Annotated in this window: 18 protein-coding genes and 2 pseudogenes; 8 read left to right on the plus strand and 12 right to left on the minus strand. The window is 59.6% G+C overall.

The window, feature by feature from the left end:
* Nucleotides 1–99: 99 nt before the first annotated feature.
* Nucleotides 100–378 (plus strand): glutaredoxin domain-containing protein, encoded by a 279-nt coding sequence (locus ACYU0X_RS09470; protein WP_309406981.1) that lies wholly within the window; start codon nucleotides 100–102, stop codon nucleotides 376–378.
* On the opposite strand, the gene ACYU0X_RS09475 is transcribed toward ACYU0X_RS09470, so the two are convergent.
* Nucleotides 375–1,115 carry a lipoate--protein ligase family protein gene (locus ACYU0X_RS09475; RefSeq protein ID WP_459273419.1) on the minus strand — a complete coding sequence of 247 codons (741 nt, stop codon included), beginning with the start codon at nucleotides 1,113–1,115 and terminating at the stop codon, nucleotides 375–377. The two genes, ACYU0X_RS09470 and ACYU0X_RS09475, sit on opposite strands and share 4 nt — an antisense overlap.
* A 101-nt stretch (nucleotides 1,116–1,216) precedes the next feature.
* On the opposite strand from ACYU0X_RS09475, the gene ACYU0X_RS09480 reads away from it, so the two are divergent.
* Nucleotides 1,217–1,822: a uridine kinase family protein gene (locus tag ACYU0X_RS09480; protein WP_461900392.1), complete on the plus strand. Its 606-nt coding sequence runs from the start codon at nucleotides 1,217–1,219 to the stop codon at nucleotides 1,820–1,822.
* Here ACYU0X_RS09480 and ACYU0X_RS09485 read toward each other — a convergent pair.
* The 3 genes from ACYU0X_RS09485 to ACYU0X_RS09495 form a co-directional block, all read right to left on the minus strand.
* On the minus strand, nucleotides 1,819–2,643 hold the full coding sequence (locus ACYU0X_RS09485; protein ID WP_461900393.1) for a thioesterase family protein: 825 nt from the start codon (nucleotides 2,641–2,643) through the stop codon (nucleotides 1,819–1,821). The two genes, ACYU0X_RS09480 and ACYU0X_RS09485, sit on opposite strands and share 4 nt — an antisense overlap.
* Before the next feature lie 112 nt (nucleotides 2,644–2,755).
* Nucleotides 2,756–3,343, minus strand: a complete 588-nt coding sequence (locus tag ACYU0X_RS09490; protein WP_461900395.1) for a GNAT family N-acetyltransferase — start codon at nucleotides 3,341–3,343, stop codon at nucleotides 2,756–2,758.
* A 53-nt stretch (nucleotides 3,344–3,396) separates the two neighbouring features.
* Nucleotides 3,397–3,978, minus strand: a complete 582-nt coding sequence (locus tag ACYU0X_RS09495) for a helix-turn-helix domain-containing protein (protein ID WP_461900397.1) — start codon at nucleotides 3,976–3,978, stop codon at nucleotides 3,397–3,399.
* Nucleotides 3,979–4,025: 47 nt separating this feature from the next.
* Here ACYU0X_RS09495 and ACYU0X_RS09500 point away from each other — a divergent pair, with 47 nt between their 5' ends.
* The 5 genes and pseudogenes from ACYU0X_RS09500 to ACYU0X_RS09520 all read left to right on the plus strand — a co-directional run bounded on the left by ACYU0X_RS09500 (nucleotide 4,026) and on the right by ACYU0X_RS09520 (nucleotide 8,596).
* Nucleotides 4,026–4,976, plus strand: a complete 951-nt coding sequence (locus tag ACYU0X_RS09500; protein ID WP_461900399.1) for an NAD(P)/FAD-dependent oxidoreductase — start codon at nucleotides 4,026–4,028, stop codon at nucleotides 4,974–4,976.
* A 560-nt stretch (nucleotides 4,977–5,536) separates the two neighbouring features.
* Nucleotides 5,537–5,929, plus strand: a complete 393-nt coding sequence (locus tag ACYU0X_RS09505) for a hypothetical protein (protein WP_461900401.1) — start codon at nucleotides 5,537–5,539, stop codon at nucleotides 5,927–5,929.
* A 523-nt stretch (nucleotides 5,930–6,452) separates the two neighbouring features.
* Nucleotides 6,453–6,644: a hypothetical protein gene (locus ACYU0X_RS09510; RefSeq protein ID WP_309406970.1), complete on the plus strand. Its 192-nt coding sequence runs from the start codon at nucleotides 6,453–6,455 to the stop codon at nucleotides 6,642–6,644.
* A gap of 1,089 nt (nucleotides 6,645–7,733) precedes the next feature.
* Nucleotides 7,734–8,354, plus strand: a pseudogene (locus ACYU0X_RS09515) (manganese catalase family protein); the annotation flags it as partial.
* Between the two features lie 119 nt (nucleotides 8,355–8,473).
* On the plus strand, nucleotides 8,474–8,596 hold the full coding sequence (locus ACYU0X_RS09520) for a hypothetical protein (protein ID WP_309406968.1): 123 nt from the start codon (nucleotides 8,474–8,476) through the stop codon (nucleotides 8,594–8,596).
* Between the two features lie 304 nt (nucleotides 8,597–8,900).
* Here the strand turns inward: ACYU0X_RS09520 and ACYU0X_RS09525 are convergent, their stop codons facing one another.
* The 3 genes from ACYU0X_RS09525 to ACYU0X_RS09535 all read right to left on the minus strand — a co-directional run bounded on the left by ACYU0X_RS09525 (nucleotide 8,901) and on the right by ACYU0X_RS09535 (nucleotide 11,470).
* Complete coding sequence (locus ACYU0X_RS09525) at nucleotides 8,901–10,778, minus strand: thiamine pyrophosphate-dependent enzyme (protein WP_461900403.1); 1,878 nt, start codon at nucleotides 10,776–10,778, stop codon at nucleotides 8,901–8,903.
* A gap of 9 nt (nucleotides 10,779–10,787) precedes the next feature.
* A complete protein-coding gene (locus tag ACYU0X_RS09530) occupies nucleotides 10,788–11,099 on the minus strand; it encodes a hypothetical protein (RefSeq protein WP_461900404.1) in 312 nt (103 codons plus the stop codon).
* Between the two features lie 176 nt (nucleotides 11,100–11,275).
* Complete coding sequence (locus ACYU0X_RS09535) at nucleotides 11,276–11,470, minus strand: hypothetical protein (protein ID WP_461900405.1); 195 nt, start codon at nucleotides 11,468–11,470, stop codon at nucleotides 11,276–11,278.
* 198 nt (nucleotides 11,471–11,668) lie between these two features.
* On the opposite strand from ACYU0X_RS09535, the gene ACYU0X_RS09540 reads away from it, so the two are divergent.
* The gene (locus tag ACYU0X_RS09540) at nucleotides 11,669–12,091 is read left to right on the plus strand and encodes a CBS domain-containing protein (protein WP_309406960.1); all 423 of its coding nucleotides are present in this window, start codon (nucleotides 11,669–11,671) and stop codon (nucleotides 12,089–12,091) included.
* A gap of 193 nt (nucleotides 12,092–12,284) precedes the next feature.
* Here the strand turns inward: ACYU0X_RS09540 and ACYU0X_RS09545 are convergent, their stop codons facing one another.
* The 5 genes and pseudogenes from ACYU0X_RS09545 to ACYU0X_RS09565 all read right to left on the minus strand — a co-directional run.
* Complete coding sequence (locus ACYU0X_RS09545; RefSeq protein WP_461900407.1) at nucleotides 12,285–12,464, minus strand: hypothetical protein; 180 nt, start codon at nucleotides 12,462–12,464, stop codon at nucleotides 12,285–12,287.
* Nucleotides 12,465–12,801: 337 nt separating this feature from the next.
* Nucleotides 12,802–14,079, minus strand: a complete 1,278-nt coding sequence (locus ACYU0X_RS09550; protein ID WP_461900409.1) for an MFS transporter — start codon at nucleotides 14,077–14,079, stop codon at nucleotides 12,802–12,804.
* Nucleotides 14,080–14,160: 81 nt separating this feature from the next.
* Nucleotides 14,161–14,757 (minus strand): TetR/AcrR family transcriptional regulator, encoded by a 597-nt coding sequence (locus ACYU0X_RS09555; protein WP_461900411.1) that lies wholly within the window; start codon nucleotides 14,755–14,757, stop codon nucleotides 14,161–14,163.
* Complete coding sequence (locus tag ACYU0X_RS09560; RefSeq protein ID WP_461902798.1) at nucleotides 14,741–16,372, minus strand: PEP-utilizing enzyme; 1,632 nt, start codon at nucleotides 16,370–16,372, stop codon at nucleotides 14,741–14,743. Before ACYU0X_RS09560 ends, ACYU0X_RS09555 begins: the two co-directional genes overlap by 17 nt.
* Nucleotides 16,361–17,126, minus strand: a pseudogene (locus ACYU0X_RS09565) (PEP/pyruvate-binding domain-containing protein); the annotation flags it as partial. The pseudogene ACYU0X_RS09565 and the gene ACYU0X_RS09560, both read right to left, overlap by 12 nt.
* Between the last annotated feature and the right edge of the window lie 17 nt (nucleotides 17,127–17,143).

Genomic DNA, 17,143 nt, shown 5'->3' on the forward strand with positions numbered 1-17,143 from the left:
TAAGCACAAAACCGTGTTGTTGGCTCGCTTCCCACGCGCCGGGCGAGACCAACACGTCACGGTGGGAAGAACGGCGCCGCTTGAATGGTTGAATGAAGTATGACCAACCAAGCAGAACTTGAAAAGTACATTCCGGCCGCTGGCAGCGTCACCATGTTCACCACCAGCTGGTGCGGGTACTGCCGTAACCTCAAACGCCTCATGGATCAGAAGGGCGTGGGCTACACCGAGGTGAATATCGAAGAGGTTGCGGGCACCGCGGAGCTAGTCGAGTCCTTTAACGGCGGCAATCAGACCGTTCCGACCCTGATCTTCCCCGACGGAAGCGCCGCGACCAACCCGCGCATCGAAGAAGTCGTCGAGCGCGTCGGCGCCTAAACCAGTTCGTTGACCGTGGTGTGCTGACGATATTCGCTCAGGAGCGCGTCTATAAAGTCCTCGACGTTGACCCCCGGCACCATATCGTCGGCCGCCCCGGCCGTACTCGGATCCATTTCGAGATCCATCGCTTGATACACCGCGTCGAGAACCGCGCGGATCGGCGCGGAATCCTCAATCACGAAAACGCTGGAGAACAGCCAGGCCCCTGCGATCACCCGCTGTGCGGTGCCCACGAGTTTTACCGGAACGGCGCTGCGCGACAGTTCTGTGGGTAGCCCGTGCACCGAAAAATCCCCCGGGCAGTATTCGCCGGGGATCGCGCCTACGCGAGCTTGGACACCTAGCCGGCGTAGCGCTTGGGCGTAGAGCTCACCGAAGACTTCAAAACGGCGCTGGTGCCCTAAGATCGCTTCGCTATGCGGTTCAATATGATCGACGATCAACGTGCCGCGATGATAGGCGGCGGCCCGGCCCCCGGCCTTGCGCACCACGGGAGCAAATCCATGTGCCGTGCTGGCAGCCACGGCCTGCTCGTATCCCGCCATCCGCACATCACGTTGGCCGAAAGCCAACGTCGGATCTGGGCGGTAAAAGCGCAGCAACCCGGGCCGTTCACCGCGTTGCACCTGCCGCAATAAATCCAAGCCACGCCCCAGATCGGCGACCGGGTCGCCGCTGGGTTCCTCAAAGAGAAAGTCCAGCGCTGCATCGGATTCAGGGTTCCACAAGGTCATACCCACAGCTTAACCTAGCCGCCGTGCGGCGACCGCGTACGTGTCGGGCGCAACGCCTCGATGCGACCTAGGCCCGGAACGGATACGGAATAATAGACTGGGTGTCTAGCGATACCCCAATTATTATTCTCATCGGCGGCGCTTCGGGTTCGGGAAAATCCTACCTCGCCGGACGTTTCGGCAACCCACATTTGCCATTAGACGAGTTCTACCGTGAAATCAGCGAGGATGGGAACCCCACCGACTTTCCACGCACCGCCTATGGGCAGATCGATTGGGACCACCCGGAGACATGGAATCTTCAGGCGGCGGTGGACGCGCTCATCGAACTCGCCGAAACGGGGCGGACCACGGTACCGAACTACTCAATCGCTACCTCCAGCTACAGTGGCCACCGCGAAATCTCCGGTGCCGGCCCCATTCTCGCCGAGGGGATCTTCCTCAGTCAGGTGCTCGCACCCCTACAACGTGCCGGATGCCACGTGCAGGCCTACTTTATCGACGAACCGGCATTGCTGACCGCGATACGCCGCTTTGCCCGGGATGTCGCCGAGCGTCGCAAACCCGTGGGTTTCCTCATCAAGCGCGGCTACGCGCTGTATCGGGCGCACCAGTGCACTCGGGAAAGCTACCGCGAGGCCGGATTTACTATGGTGCCCAAGCCGGCCCTGAAACGGATTCTGGCTTCCCAGCAGGCCCAGGCTTAGGGCTGCAACGGGCGGACGGTCAGAATTTGTTCGCTATGCCCGAAGGGTCCTAGCTCATCGTGTAACACGCTGGAGGTCAATCCGATGCCCTCGGCTCCGTACGCTTGCTTCGTGGAAAATCCCAACCATTGGCCCTGTGGCTGGCGGTACAGGTGAATCTGCAGATCCACGTTCGGGAACATCCAGCTTCCGGCCCCAGGGGTGGCGCGCGGTGCCACACCGTTGGCGGTATCGACCATGCCGATTAGCCGCACCATGTCGCTGGTGCTTTCGCTATCGAGTAGCCGCAGCGGGTTACGCACCCACACGATCCCGTGGCCCGGGCGGGTTTCGGGTGCGTGACGGATCTCTAGGCTCCGGATATAGCCGCCGGGCCAGATATTGGTGATGTCCACCTCGACGCACTGCTCCGGTGTTGGGATCCGCGCATCGTCGGTTCCCGCGACCGCTGAACTGTCCCCGGCGATAATGCGCCAGGCACGGGCAATGATGCTGGTGCGGCCGCCGGCAACGAGTTCGGCTTCGAGTAGTTCGATGGTGCGCCCGGGGCGCAGCATACGGGTGCGGATCTCAAATTCTCCACCGGGAATGATGCCCAGAATGTCGAAGCTCAGTCGCGACAGTCGCATCTCATCGCGGGGCTGAAAATTGGCTAGCTCATGGGTCAGAATGCCGCTGGCCGGACCCATGTGCTGTTCGTGCTCATTCCACGCACCCTGCGCGTGAATGCTGGAACGAAACCGTCCGGCGCCGAGCCGCTGATAATAAAAATCTCCAACGGCCAGTTCGTCGGCCAAATTTTCTGGGGCCGGGTGGGTCATCGATGAGCCTCCTTGCTTCATTGCTGCATTGTGTCCCAGCGTATCCGATACGTGAGCCGGCTTTTGGCACTCCAGCGGTTAGCGGGTGAGGCTTCTGAACCTAGAACATGGTCTATACGCCGAGCCCACGATGATCGGTGAGTTCGGCCCGCATTGAGTAAACCCTAGGACCCTCCTCGATGTCGGTGCACTGCGAGATCACGAATCCATGCCGTTGATAAAGTCGCACATTCTGCGCGGCCGAGGTTTCCAACGAAACCTGCGGAAAGGGCGATGTAGCGACGGACCACAGAGACTTGCGCAGTAGCGCGGAACCAAGGCCGCGGCCAGCGCTGGATTTCGCCACGCCAAGCGTGGCCAGTTCCCATGAATTTTCTGGCCTCGCCGGGAGCTGCGCTCCGAACACGATTTCGAGCCGCTCGCCCATCAGCTCGGCGATTTCTTCCTGCCGCTGCGTATCTGGTTCCGGGCAGTCCGGTGGCAGGAGTGCCGCTATTCCGTCGCGGTCATGGCTGATGAGGACAAGCCCATGCTCGATAGCATGCGACAAGTAGATGGCTTGGAGTCGTTCGAGCCGCGATAGGTAGTCATCGGCTGGGATACTCCACCGTGTCCACGGGTAAGAATCGAAAGCATCGGCGAGCGTGGCCGCGGCGAACGGGACATCGTCCTTAGTCGCCCGACGTAGCTGAAAGTTCATAGTGTCATTCAAACACGTCTGAGTTCGGTAGCACGAATGAATGGGTCGCCTGCCTAGCTCTCCAAACCATCATCGCTATGCGCGCGACGCCCGGCGGGATCCATAATGCTCAGGATCTCCGCTGACCCTCCGTGAGCTTGAATAGAGTGCGGGGTCATCGTTTCGAACTGCGCGGCCTGCCCGGCGGGAATATGAAAGACTCGCTCCCCCAGACGCAATTTGATCTCCCCGAGGAGGACGGTAAACCATTCCTTACCGGGGTGCACCCGCAACTCCGGTTCTTGCTCCGCCTCGCGAGGGTCAAAACGGATCTTGGTGACACTCACTCCATTCAGCGCTTTGGCATCCGAGAGTAGCCAAGTGGTCATGCCCGGCACGGCGACTGGCTGCGGGCGGATGATAATTTCGCCGGCGTCTTCCGGGGCGGTCAATTCATCCAGCGTAGTCTCTAGGGCCCGGGCTAAGGCGATAAGTTGGTCCACCGCGATACGACGGTTTCCCGTTTCAATTCGACTGAGAGTCGAGATGGTCAGACCTGCCCGTGTGGCCAAGGCTTCAAGGGACCATCCGCGAGCTTGCCGCAACGTCCGAATACGCAGGCGAATAATGGCATCAACACCCAATTCTTGCGTCATACGCAAAATCATATCCCCTTTACGCAAAGCCTGCGTAGCGTGGAGGTATGCAAACAATCCCAGAAGAACTCAATGAAAATTACGAAGTCATCGTGATCGGCGCCGGAGCAGCCGGTGCATCCGCCGCCGTCGCCCTGTCCCGCTCCCTCCGTCGCGTACTCGTGATTGACGCCGGTGCCCCACGCAACGCCGTCAGCGCCCACGCCCACAATGTCCTCGGCCAGGAAGGCGTGAGCCCACTTGAACTTCTCGCTCGAGGACGGCAAGAAGCCATCGGCTACGGAGCGCACTGGCTCGAGGCACGGGCCGAAAACCTACGGGGGACCCGCGAATCCGGTTTTACGGTACGGGCGGCGGGTCGCACCTTCCACGGGGAGCGTGTTCTGTTGGCCACCGGCCTCAGCGATCAATTGCCCGATATTCCGGGCATCGCTCAAGCCTGGGGAGTTTCGGCTCTTCACTGCCCTTACTGCCATGGTTATGAGGTACGCGGCGAGCACATTGTCGTACTCGGAACAGGCGAGATGTCCATACATCAGGCGTTGATGTTTCGGCAGCCCAGTGAGCACGTCACCTATCTCGAGCAGGCCCCGGGACAACTAACGCAAGACGACGAGCGGCGGCTTACCGCCCTGTCAATTGAGATCCGACGCGATGCCGTCCAACGACTCGACGTTGATGACCGTGGCCAAATCAGCATGTTGCACCTAGCGTCGGGGGCAACCTTGCCGGCCCACGCTCTGGTACTTGCCAACCGGTTGGAGGCCAACGCCGATCTCTATGTAGGACTAGGCGGGGCGCTCGCCGAGCATCCGGTCGGTCGCTTCATCGAGGTCGATCAGATGCAACAGACCGCCATACCGGGAGTGTATGCGGCCGGAAATACCTCGAATCTGATGCATATGGTGATGGCTGCCGCCGCCTCGGGCACGATGGCAGGCGCAGCAATCAACGCCGAGCTGATCATGAATCGGGCCGCTGTCGCATCGGGTCACTAGCCAAGCGGTAACAGGAGTAGCTCTAGGAACGCTGCGGCCAGAGTCTCTGGTCGCAGCGTCGACCGCTGTTCAAGATCGGGCAAGTCGCTGGGCCAACTCAGACCCCGGACGTGAGCACACCCGAGCAGTTGATCTGTTGCGTTCCAGGCTCAGCCATCATCCCCAAAATCTCCGCAATGACGAGGGTAAACGCGCTGACGAGCGGTTATGTTAGGGGCGAGGCGCCAGCGCTTCGCACCATGGCCAATTGAGGCTTTCCGAGCAAAGCTGTGCGCAAGCTGATAGAACTTGCCAATCTCTAGCAAGTTTCTGGCAAGAAGCTTATGGTGAAGGTTCCAATTGCGAGCCAGATCACAGTCTGTCGCAAACCCTCCGTGTAGGCGATGGGACATTGGGGATAGCCAATCGAACCTACCTCGTGCAACGCCCAACCAGCGAGCAAGAAAGTAGGAACCATGCCGGGACGATACGTACGTTCCGCGACAGCCATCCGGGTATCGGAATTTCTCGGATCACGCGCTGGACGCCGATACTTAGAAACGCATGCGTGGACCGAGGGCATGCCAATTATTATTTCACAGAGCCACGAGTCGTTGACCGACGCCATGAGCCTTGTCGCCACACAGGGGAATGTTGCGCTCGTAGCGTTTCTCGATCCAGCGACCGCCGAGTTGCGTTTTATCTACGTTTCCCTGCCGAACCGGGCCTTAGGAATCGTGCCACCCGAGCCGCCGCAGAGAACCGTCGCCGATCTCTATCAAGCCGCCGCACAATCGTTCGCGTACACGTTCCGCATTGCAAGCTGGAAATTCAGCGCTATCGCGCACGCAATTAGCACCAGCGCCGTACGCTTCGAATCCACTGAGCTTCGCCTGGGGTTCGCTCTCCCCGAGCCCTCGACACAGGTGCCCGAGATCCCCTCCCCACAGCCGCCGCGTCACACCCTTCAGTAACGCAGAGTCTGGCGCAGCCCTCTCGCGCGCCTTGTTCGAGGGGCGGCTCCCCGGTTCATCGAAGATGCCGCAGATATTGCAACCCTCATCTTGTATCGATCCACCACCGAGCCTGGCGGTTTCCTCGACGCCAACCTTTCTGCGAGATCGACTTCGAAGACACGACCGTGGCCTTCTAATGCTGAGCCGACGCGGCTTCACAAGTCGAGCCACCGTACAGGCCTAGTCCGCTTGCCACTCCTCTTGTCTCGCGGAATAAAACTGCGGGACCAACTCAAGCTTCCACACACTATTGCATGGCCATAGCAACCCGAGCTCACCACGGGTTGCATCCCGAAGCCAGCGCATCGGGCACGCGGCAATGCTACTACCCGACAATGCCCCTGAGCCGCTGAATTCTCGGTAACGGCTCACTCCAACCTTAGAGATCCCTCAGTCCCCTAGAAGTATGTTTACACAGTGCATAGGTTAAAGAATGTGTTCCTCGCAAAGGGTGAGGACTCTCAATGGAAGGAGCAAGATCATGGCAAATGAGAACAACTCCGGACAGTTTGGAAACCGGGAAGACACCGAGGAGCAAGCACGGAAGGGCGGCGAGGCCAGCTCGGGTAGTTTCGGGGAAGAGAACAGCGCTGACCCCAGCGAAGCAGGCCGCCGAGGAGCAGAAGCTCAACCCACCGAAGCCAAGGCGCGTGGCGGGAAAAACAGCCACTAAGCCGGCTCAATGACCTCCGATAGCTGGCACGGGCACTGCCCGTGCCAGCTATCTTTGTCTTTTTTAGGAATAAATATATTTGAGTGAGCTTGCCCAAGTTTGACGCCGCCTTGTCCCGTCTAAATACCTAGCTGTTGCCCCCGCTAAATTCTGACGTCATGTTCTGCCGGAGACCGCTCATGGCTATGCGATTCGGGGCAATTTCACGTCGCTACTATCGGCATTGCGCCACGAGAGCGTTGGTCCGACATCGCCTCACCCGCCGGCACCTCCAGAAAGAAACACGAGTTCTTGCTGCATAGCGTCCCGATCGACGGGCCTCAGGTCCAGCCGACTCCCCGGCTCGTTTGTCCGTGGATTACTTCTCGAGCGGTGAGCGGCATCGGAGGCACACCAACCGTCGTTCGCGCCGTGGGGTACCGCCATTGCAGAATTTCCCAGGGCTCTTCGTAGCTCTGCCACCGTCAGGCGCATTGCCAGGGACTTGGTAGTGCGCTGCTCCACGCAGCGTTCCTCGACACTCAATTAGGACCGGTGAGCCAAGGGGCGTCAACACGCCGCTTGTCCTGCCAGACAACGACAATGGCACAAAAGGCTAACATGCTGGCGCGGCCCGTCGGCAATGAAACCTACCCACACGCACATCGGCTAGCGCGCAGCGAGCGCGCGACACATGCGTTGCTTTCAGTACCGCGTTGCACCTTTCGGGTCAATCTGCGCTCGGAGTTTCCTTCTCCGCCGATTGCGCACGCTCTAATTGGCGATTTAAGTTCTCCAGTTCCCCACTGGCCCGAGCCAATTCAATGGGTGACTCCGTCCGGGCGAGCAACTCCACCAGTTCGCACTGGCGTCGATGCAACGCTTCTAGGTCCATCTCAACAACTCGCTTTCGCTCGAAATCTGGGGCATGCCTTTAGGATGCCATTTCCCTAGCCGAACCGAAGTTACCTTGGAGTAACCTGCTCATCTCAGGCCCTTACTTTCAAATCCTCCCCCGGTTTCCTACGGTAAATAGGGAAATGGGTAGAAGGTGCGATGCCGTTCACGGTCTCGACCCAATACCCCAGAACCTCAACGTTGGAGAGGTCCATGTTTTTCCATAAGCGAGAGCCACAGTACCGGGCTACGCCCGAACATCCGGACGCAGCCTACGCACGCAAGTTGCAAGAAGTGCTAGGTGGTCAATACGGTGCAATCACGTTGGCCATGCAGTACAGCTTCCAGGCTTGGAACGCCCATCTGCCAGGCAAATACCGGGACCTCATTTTCGACATTGGCACCGAAGAGTTCGGTCATGTCGAAATGCTAGCTACCATGATTGCTCGGCTGTCAGAGGCGGAACCACAGGACTTCGTGGAGGAAACAGCGCAGTCTGACTCGATTGTCTCGGCCGTACTTGGTGGAACGGATATTGAACAGGCGGTCTTAGCCGGAGTCGGCGCGCGTCCCGTCGATGGCGCGGGAAACCCATGGAGTGGTTCGTACATCACCGCTACCGGAAACCTGATTGTGGACTTCAAGGCGAACGCAACCGCCGAAATGCAAGGTCGTTTGCAACTCGCCGAGCTTTATCGCAAAACAGATGATCACGGCGTGAGAGATCTACTCTCGTTTCTGCTGGCACGGGATACTGTCCATCAGAATCAATGGCTCGCCGCAACTATGGAACTCGAGGAGGAAAACCTTAAGAGTATGGCTGCGCCAGGCAGCCTCCTCTAACCCGCTCAATGTACCTACTTAGCGCGCGTAACTGATCACCACGGATAGGCCTGTACTGATCACGCAAGAGAACCATCGTGCAAGCCCACTTACCGAAGGAGGCCACACCTATGACACAGGAACCAGAGAAGAAGAATCCCGGCACTGAAGAGTCACCCGAAGAAGAGGAACAGACGGTTCGAGAGTGGGAGAAGGAGTCGTTCCCGGCCTCCGATCCACCAGCGAATTATTAGCAGACAGCTTACTTGCGACGGGACTGTCGCTTCGGAGAATCGCTCACGATTAGGCGTTGAGAATACGGCCGACCAGAGACAGTCCCCTCCCGCCACAAGTAGAGCTGTAACTGGCTAGCCAGCGTAATGCGCCTGACCCCGCCCCCATCGATGGGGGTGGGGTCAGGCGCATTTGCAATCGATAGGGCGCGACAGCAGCGGGACATCAGATCACGTCGAGTACTTGCGTCCCACCCATTTCACGGGCCATCCACCCGGGCTTGTTGCCTGTGTTTTCGTTCGTCCAGTAACCCGAATGCGATGCTCAACGCCCTTCCAGAGAATCCTCCAGGGCGACATAAGCGGTCAACAGATCCAAACCTTGGCTATTCGCTTCCTTTTCCAGTCCCGCGCGCATCTTAGCGAGCACCTGCTCATCGGCTAGAGGTGGCAACAGCGGCATATCACGATCGCTATGAACCTCCAATACCGCAGGCCTGTCCGCCTGAAGCGCCCATGCCCAAGCTTCGGCGAGGTCTGAATCGTCGGTGACGACACGACCGGCGAGACCGAGCATACGGGCATAGTTCGCGAACGGGAACCGCGGCAATTGCTGACTCTCCTTGAACCGCGGGTCTCCTTCGGTTTCACGTTGTTCCCAGCTCACTTCGGCTAAGTCGCCGTTGGAAAAGACGCAGACGACTAGCCTTGGGTCATCCCACTGCTTCCACCGTTCGGCGATGGTCACTAGTTCCGCGTTTCCGGCCATCTGCATACCGCCATCGCCGCTGAGCACGACCACGGGCCGCTTGTCATCGAGTAGTTTGGCCGCGACACCATAGGGGACGCCGCCTCCCATGCTGGCCAAGGTGCTACACAATTGCGCGCTGGCGTCCGGCGGCAAGCGAAGCTGGCGAGCATACCAGTACACGCAGCTACCGACATCTAATGCAATCTGAGCCGCAGACGGCAGTTGGCTCGAAAGCTCAGCGACGACTGCTTCCGGGTTCACCCCGTGGACCGCCATCCGGGCGCGCTCCTTACACAAGGTGCGCCACGAGAGTACCTCCCGTTCCACCAGATCGCGCCACAGCGCACGGTCTGCTGCGGGTCGTGTGAGCCGAATTTTGAGCGCTTCGAGACTGAACCCAGCATCGCCGACGAGGGCGACCTCGACCGGGTAGCGGTTGCCCACCCGCGCCGCCGAAATATCGATCTGAATGGCACGCGCCGCACCAGGCTCCGGATAAAACTCGGTCCACGGATCATTGGATCCGATGATAAGTAGTGCATCGCACTCCGACAGAACGCGAGCACTGGCCGTTGTCCCCAAATGCCCCATGACCCCGGCGACGTTCGGCGCCGATTCATCGACATAGGGTTTACCCAGCAGACTTGTGACCACTGCAGCATCTAGTTGCTCGGCAAGCGATCGTACCTGTTCTTGGGCGTGACGTGCCCCCTGCCCCACCAGAAAGACAATGCGTTCCGAATCTTCCAGCAATCGAGCGGCACGGTTCAGTGCCTCGGCATCCGGCACGGTGACCGATGGACGCCACGCGTTAGAGGTGGGGATTTGCGCATGTTTCCCCGCTGGCAGCGATTCCTCTTGCTGCTGCACGTCATGGGGAACAATGACCACCGCTGGCCCCGAATGCGCTAAGGAGCTACGAATGGCCCGGTCAAGCACCGGCATCAGCTGAACTGCCGTGGTGACTTCTTCTCGATAGCATGCGACATCGGCGAAGAGTGCGTTGAGGTCGACTTCCTGCTGGTAGTCGCTTCCGAGTGCCGGCCGATTCTGCTGTCCGACGATCGCTAGCACCGGCACAGAATCCAGCTTGGCGTCATAGAGGGCATTCACGAGATGGATGGCGCCGGGACCTTGGGTAGCGGCCACTACACCGAGATCTACCCCACGCTCTTCGGGCTGGGTATCCTCCGCGACAGCCGGGCGGTTTCCTGCCTCGAGCGCATCATCTGCCGCGCTCGAACCGAAGGCATACTGGCCAAGCCCATATTTGCTATGCGCCACCGCCATGAAGCCGGCGGACTCCTCGTGACGAGCCTGGATAAAGGGCAATTCGGCCCGGCGCACGGCGCCCAGTAACGTGTTGATCCCGTCCCCGCTGTAGCCGAAGAGCCGGGTCACTCCCCACTGGGTCAGTCGCTCTACTAAGGTATCCGCAACATTCCGCGACATACACCGCTCCTACTCGTGATCCGGGTTGTCGCGCTGATCCGGAAGATTGGCGCGGTGGTTCGCCTCCGCATCGGAGTCACTCTCCGGTGCCTGGGCCTCACCGGTTGCAGACTCCGAGGGCAAATTCTCGGGGTTCAGCTGCAGCGGGTCGAGATCGTTTTCTTCGAGTACTTGATCCACTCCACGAAGCGGGTCTTCGGAGTTCAACTCGGCGGTAGCGTCCGGTGAACCGGGCATCGGCTGACTATCACGCCCGTCCAATGGTTCATCGATGTCCTCATCCTTACGGACATGATCGAATTCTGAGTTATTCAAGGTCATGACTACTCCTTCTCCATTGGTGTATTCGCACGGAGAAACGGATATTGCCCGTGCGGTACTCGCGGTTAGTGCTAAGCGGAGTATCGAGCCGAACCGGGTTTCGTGTCATCACCAAAACCGGTACGCGGCCTAAGAAGAGCTGCCGCACTTTGGATTCGAAGCCTCCCCCGATACAGCTAGCCGCGTTCCTCGTCCTCTGGGTCATACTGGTCATCTTCAGAGGCGTCCAGTTCCGGGTCATACCCCTGCACCGAGTCAGCATGATCTGGCACAGAGTCCCCTGTGCCCTGGTCCCGGTCATGCCTGTTGGTGTCCTTCAGGCTTTCCACCGTCTGGCTGATTGCGTGTTTGGCCTTGTCCAAAAATCCCATCACGGTGATCCCTTCTGGTTGCTCAAGCGCCCTCGGGTGCGTTCCTCTACCGATACCAGTGTCTATGCCCGTGGTACACGCTTAATAGGTTCTTGCCAGCTTCGACCCGCGGCGCCTTTGAGGACGCTGGCAATCGTTGAATCGGCTTGGCATGTGGCCCATGGTGGGTCACGTCCGCACCCAACGAAAGGAAGAACCATGGTCAGCGCACGCGAACTCATGACCTCTCCTGCACAGTGCGTCAACGAGCAGGACACGATCCAGAACGCCGCGCAGCTCATGCGGGATCTCGATGTGGGTATGTTGCCCATCTGTGGGACCGACGATCAGCTTGCCGGTACCATCACCGATCGGGATATCGTGGTGAACTGTGTCGCCAACGATGTTGCCGGCTCAACCCGCAAGGTTTCCGAATACGCTCAAGGCAAGCCGGTGACGATCGGTGCCGACGATTCCGTCGACGAGGCAATTCGAACCATGCAACGGCATCAGGTACGCCGACTGCCGGTAATCGACGGGCACAAACTCGTCGGTATGCTGGCCCAGGCCGACGTTGCCCGCTACTACGACACCCAAGGGACCGGCGAGCTGGTTTCTGAAGTATCCGAGCCTAACGACTAGGACAGGTACCTGTCTGGTCAAAAACTTGGCGTTTGCTACCTCCATGCACGGAGGTAGCAAACGCCAAGTCCTATTTAATGCGTAGAAACGATATGTGGATCGCCGGGACTTAGAGACTAACTTGCACCCTCTACAAGCCTGGCTCCATCGGTCCGGTCGGTTTTACCGTGTGCCGCTAGCGTTCGCTCCCGAACTATCCAGCGTCAAACCGTTCATCATCGTCCTCGGTGGCCTGATCGTCCTTCGGTTTTTCTGCCCGCTTCCCGTGCCGGGCCACACCGCTGTCGCTGCTGTGCCGTAGCGTTTCGGCGCTCTCGTTGGTGTCCTTAGTGTCGGTGGAGTCAGGGTTCTCTGGCTCGTTGATCTCAGTCATCTGCTCTTCCCCTCCTGCGTATCCGTTTCGCCATCGATTCCTCGAGACTCCGACGTTGCTAACCGTCGGTCACTCCCATGGCGCAACGCTTCCCTGGTTGCGACTCGGAACCACGTTCACGCTAACGCCGGCTAGGTTGAAAAACAGCGACACCGCCAAACTCTGCGCGAGGACTCAGGTTTCAAAAATCTGTGGGGCATGGCGTCAGGCAACGAATCATCGCCAGATTGAGCCCGAGATAAACCACGCTTCGCCGACACAGGCTGGCAGACTCCCACGGACGTCCGGGAGGTTTGAGAGCATTCCGCACATCGGCGCAATGACCGTGCGCCTGTCCTTAGTTGTCCATGAGCTTCTGGCCCGAGCGACCCAGCGACCAAACATCGCGATTCAAGAACACAACGATCAGGGCCAGAGCCAAGAGAATCATGGCCAGCCCCTCAAACCCGGCGAGCGCAAGGACCGGCCCGGCACAGAGCCCGCCCAGTGCCCCGGCCAAATTCATGAGGAGGTCTGAGGTTCCTTGTAGCGCGGTGCGTTCGGCCAGTGGTGCCGCCGCTGAAACCATGGTCGAACCGGCCACGGTCGCCGCCGACCACCCCAATCCCAGTAAGCCTAGGGCCACGGTCACCAGAGCATGTCCCGTCGGGTTCATCCAGACGCAAAGGCTCGCGGCAATGAGCAGCATCTGGCCAATCATCACGATGCGAGCGGCGCCAAAACGGTCGGTAAGCCAACCGAAGATCGGTGAGAAAGCGTACATGCCCAGCACGTGCAGTGAGATCGTAAATCCGATCAGTGTCAACGATGCGCCGTGATGTTGCATATGCACCGGCGTCATCGACATAAGTGAAACCATGTAGGCGTGGCTGAGCGCTACGGTCAGCACTGCGCGCCTTGCCGCCGGAAGCTCGCGGAGCAGGCGGAACCCTGCGCCGGTGCGCCGAACCATCCGGGTTCCCGCAATCCCTGCGCGCTGCCATGCCACCACCATGGGATCTGGGCGTAAGCCCGCCCAGTAGACAATGAGACCCAGAATCTGGGCGGCCATGGCGATGAGGAAGCCGCCCGTGTAGGTCGGCAGACCCAACGAGGAAGAAATCACCTCACCTGGGGCAAAGAGGTTCGGGCCAAGTACTGCCCCTACGGTGGTAGCCCATACGACTAGCGACAAATCTCGTCCCCGCGTGCGTTCATCGGAAAGATCGGTAGCCGCAAAACGTGATTGCAGGTTCATGGCCGAGGCCGTCCCTAGGACGAGCATGCCGACCAAGAGAACTAAGACGGAATTCCATACCGCACCGGTGACAATGAGTGCAGATCCGAGTACCGCTATCAATGCTCCGGTCGATAGCGACATTCGGCGTCCTAGCCGCTGGGCCAGCATCGCCAAGGGCACGGACATGGCCGCGGCGCCCAAGGTATTCATGGTCGCAGCCATTCCCGCCAATGAGTCCAGACCAGAGACGTGGACAATCAGCAAGGATCCAAGGGTGAGCGTGGCTCCGCCGCCTAATCCTCCGAGTATCTGTCCCAGCGCGAGAATACCGATGGACCGACGGCGGATCGCGGCGATCTGTGACTCGTTGTACTCCTCGGCGGCAAGACGTGACATGGCTGTGGTGGCTCCTTTATGACAGGCTCTGTGCTCAAGACTATGGCACCGTGCCTCGCTCGCGAATAGCGCCCCGTATCGTTACCGTGAGGACTTATCTCCCAGCCATAAGGGAAGCACGACCAGCTGTACTAGATCGTCGATGAACTCTTGATTCACGGTGCCGTAACCGATGAAGCGTTGTTTGATGAGATCGGTGGGAACGCTGAGCACGAGACCTTCGGGTACATCTGAAAGTTCACCACGAGCCACCGCCTGCTCGGCTACTTTGCGCATTAAGCCCGGTCCCATCCCCCACGAAAGTTCGGCCATACTCGGCGCTTGTTCCGCAACGCTCGCGGCCATCAGCGCGCGTAGGAGTTGCCCGATCGGCGCATCAATTTGCCGCGCTACGGCCCCGAGCACCGAGCGTAGGTCCGCTTGGAGTGTCGACGGCTCCCCGGGTAGTTGGGGAATATGCGCGTGATGGGCGGCAGCCGATTTAACCAGTTCTGGCTTAGTCGGCCACCTCCGATAGATGGAGACCTTCGAGGCCCCGGACCTCCGGGCTACCGACTCATAGCTGAGTTTGGCGTAGCCAACCTCGATAAGCTCTTGGCAGGCTGCCGATAGGATCGCGTCGACAAGTTCCTCCCCACGGCGGCGCGGCGCTGAACGATGATCAGTTAGCGTGCTCATTATTAGCCTCCAGAACCAAGCCTCGATCCCCGTCCACGGTGACCCATTGCCCATCGGTGAGCGTTGTGGTGCCCGATGCACACCCCATTACGGCCGGAATACGATACTCCCGGGCGACGATGGCGGCGTGGGAGCCGGCCGATCCATGATCGACGACAACCCCGGCGGCACGGGCGAATAAAGGTGTCCACGAGGGGTTTGTGGCCGGGCAAACTAAGATTTCTCCCGGTAAGAGCCGGTCGAATTCCGCCGCACTGTGTACTAGGCGAACCGGTGCGGTTACCCTGCCACCTCCGGAACCTGTGCCATGAAGTAATGCCCCGGATACCGGCGACAGATCGTAGAGTGTGGCCGGAGAGATCAGCGGTGCCGCGGCCAGTTCATCGTGACGGCGCCGGCGCTCGGCCGCCCGGTGCGCATTGTTCGGTGTGCATAGCAGTTTTTCATCGGAAGCCTGTCGCAGGATTGCATAGTCAAGGAACCAAACGTCTTCGGATTGCTGGAGTCCTCCACTGGCATACAGCCGCCTGCCCATCTCTTCTATGGCCGCACGAACAACCGGCATAGTTCGAGTGATCTCGAAATGCGTGTCTTCGCGAACTGCGATAAAGTCCTGCACACCATGCACCCAGGAGCGCACTTTCTCGGCAACCGGTTGGGCGCGAAGCAGCGGATGGGCTAGTAACCGTTCCAGTGCGTGTTGTTCTCCGGCCGAGGACTCGTGCGCGCCATTGCCCAGCACTCCCAGAAGATGAGCCACCGGTGTTGGATCGGCACCCCAAGTCGGTACCCGAGGCAACATGAGGCTCGCCGATTCCCGATGGCCGTAGGTCATCAAGAACTCGTCAATGCGCGAAGCGAGCTCTGCGGTTGCTGGGTTGTTATTCAATGCGGCGAGAGCCTCTCGACCTGAGTGTTGCGTTAGCAGCTGCATGGCCTCAGGATTCTGGGTCAGCTCGGCCGCAATGTCAGATAGGCTCTCGTTGATTCGGTGCGTCTCGGTATGAGGAGTAATAGACAGCTCGGAAAGTAGTTCGAGCTGTCCTGTGATCGCCAACGCCGCGACGAGTTTCAGTCCGTTGGAGACGGCTGGGCGCAGGTACTTCACCCTCAGCTCGGCGACCAGCTGCATGCTACTGCACGCGCGCGAAGGAACATCGGCTAGTTCCCGCCACGGTAGGTCACGGAGCGGAAGCCGATCGAGTTCACTGCACTGACGCAGATACGTGGCGTAGAGCGTGTCATTTCGCCACCCGCCAGTCAACGGTCGCTGGCCAATGGCCTGTACGATCCGCAACGGGGTGGCAAGAGTTGGCTTCGGACGGGTGGGAACGAATTCGGTAACGATGCCGTCTTCCCGGACAAGGGAGGCAGAATAGTCCACGTGCACTCCGGCGATGCCTCCCATCATTCGCGCGACCAGTTTGGCTATGCCGGGCGTAATCCACGCGTCCACTTCCATGGGTGTGGGTCGTTGCGGCAGTAGTTCGTAGAGCATTGGGGCGACTTTTCGTTCTACGGAACCAAGTTTGCGCGGTGCCGGCGGAAGCGCCGTCATGGGGCGAGCCTGGAGAATATAGAGTTCCGAACCCACCGTGGCCCATTCGATATCCATCGGCCGGTCAAACCCGTCGCGGATCCTCCGCCCAGCGGCAGCTAGTTCTTTGAGTTGTGCTTCCTCGAGCCGCGCCTCACCTTGGCCACGCTCCGTGCTGACGCCACCGGCAGCTTTGAGCCGGATAACCGCTTCCGGCGCACCGGCACGACGCTCAAGTATCAGTCCATCTTCTGCTAGGACTGCACGATCGGTGGTGACCAACCCGGAGACCACCGCTTCGCCTAGGCCAGGATTGGACTCAATAACTACGCGCTTCCGGTCCCCCGTGACCGGGTCGGCGGTGAACATAACGCCGGCAAAATCAGCGTCTACCATTTGCTGCACAACGACAGCGATCGATAGCTCGCTCGTTTCGGTAGCTCCGTGCCCGCTCGGAGTGCAATGAAGCCCAACAGTCCGTTACCGCTTCCAGCAATGCTTCCTCGCCAAGCACGCCTAGATACGTTTCCTGTTGCCCGGCAAACGCTGCACCGGGTAGGTCTTCAGCGGTTGCACTGGAACGTACAGCCGCTAGCGGGGATCCGAGCTGTCGGTAGGCTTCACGAATCGCGTGCTCATCCACTTCCGGAACGGTGAGCACGGCATCATTAGAGTCCTGGCGTGCCGCGTTATAGACGTCGGTAGTAATCACGAATCCCGGCGGGACGCGTTCCCCCAGTGCCAGCAAGCGCGAGAGACCCAGCGCCTTCCCTCCGATGGCAGCGAGCGTTCCTTCGGAGGACTCAAGTGGCAACACCGTTTCGCGATTCATGGCTTCACGGTAGCACT

It is taken from the genome of Glutamicibacter sp. X7 (assembly GCF_054889245.1).

What these genes read in the sequence shown, in the direction of transcription:
- ACYU0X_RS09535 (WP_461900405.1), bottom strand. Translation starts at nt 11,470, where the DNA reads ATGGGATTTTTGGACAAGGCCAAACACGCAATCAGCCAGACGGTGGAA.
- ACYU0X_RS09520 (WP_309406968.1), top strand. Translation starts at nt 8,474, where the DNA reads ATGACACAGGAACCAGAGAAGAAGAATCCCGGCACTGAAGAGTCACCC.
- ACYU0X_RS09485 (WP_461900393.1), bottom strand. Translation starts at nt 2,643, where the DNA reads ATGACCCACCCGGCCCCAGAAAATTTGGCCGACGAACTGGCCGTTGGA.
- ACYU0X_RS09530 (WP_461900404.1), bottom strand. Translation starts at nt 11,099, where the DNA reads ATGACCTTGAATAACTCAGAATTCGATCATGTCCGTAAGGATGAGGAC.
- ACYU0X_RS09490 (WP_461900395.1), bottom strand. Translation starts at nt 3,343, where the DNA reads ATGAACTTTCAGCTACGTCGGGCGACTAAGGACGATGTCCCGTTCGCC.
- ACYU0X_RS09500 (WP_461900399.1), top strand. Translation starts at nt 4,026, where the DNA reads ATGCAAACAATCCCAGAAGAACTCAATGAAAATTACGAAGTCATCGTG.
- ACYU0X_RS09495 (WP_461900397.1), bottom strand. Translation starts at nt 3,978, where the DNA reads ATGACGCAAGAATTGGGTGTTGATGCCATTATTCGCCTGCGTATTCGG.
- ACYU0X_RS09475 (WP_459273419.1), bottom strand. Translation starts at nt 1,115, where the DNA reads ATGACCTTGTGGAACCCTGAATCCGATGCAGCGCTGGACTTTCTCTTT.
- ACYU0X_RS09555 (WP_461900411.1), bottom strand. Translation starts at nt 14,757, where the DNA reads ATGAGCACGCTAACTGATCATCGTTCAGCGCCGCGCCGCCGTGGGGAG.
- ACYU0X_RS09540 (WP_309406960.1), top strand. Translation starts at nt 11,669, where the DNA reads ATGGTCAGCGCACGCGAACTCATGACCTCTCCTGCACAGTGCGTCAAC.
- ACYU0X_RS09510 (WP_309406970.1), top strand. Translation starts at nt 6,453, where the DNA reads ATGGCAAATGAGAACAACTCCGGACAGTTTGGAAACCGGGAAGACACC.
- ACYU0X_RS09505 (WP_461900401.1), top strand. Translation starts at nt 5,537, where the DNA reads ATGCCAATTATTATTTCACAGAGCCACGAGTCGTTGACCGACGCCATG.
- ACYU0X_RS09560 (WP_461902798.1), bottom strand. Translation starts at nt 16,372, where the DNA reads ATGGATATCGAATGGGCCACGGTGGGTTCGGAACTCTATATTCTCCAG.
- ACYU0X_RS09525 (WP_461900403.1), bottom strand. Translation starts at nt 10,778, where the DNA reads ATGTCGCGGAATGTTGCGGATACCTTAGTAGAGCGACTGACCCAGTGG.
- ACYU0X_RS09545 (WP_461900407.1), bottom strand. Translation starts at nt 12,464, where the DNA reads ATGACTGAGATCAACGAGCCAGAGAACCCTGACTCCACCGACACTAAG.
- ACYU0X_RS09550 (WP_461900409.1), bottom strand. Translation starts at nt 14,079, where the DNA reads ATGTCACGTCTTGCCGCCGAGGAGTACAACGAGTCACAGATCGCCGCG.
- ACYU0X_RS09470 (WP_309406981.1), top strand. Translation starts at nt 100, where the DNA reads ATGACCAACCAAGCAGAACTTGAAAAGTACATTCCGGCCGCTGGCAGC.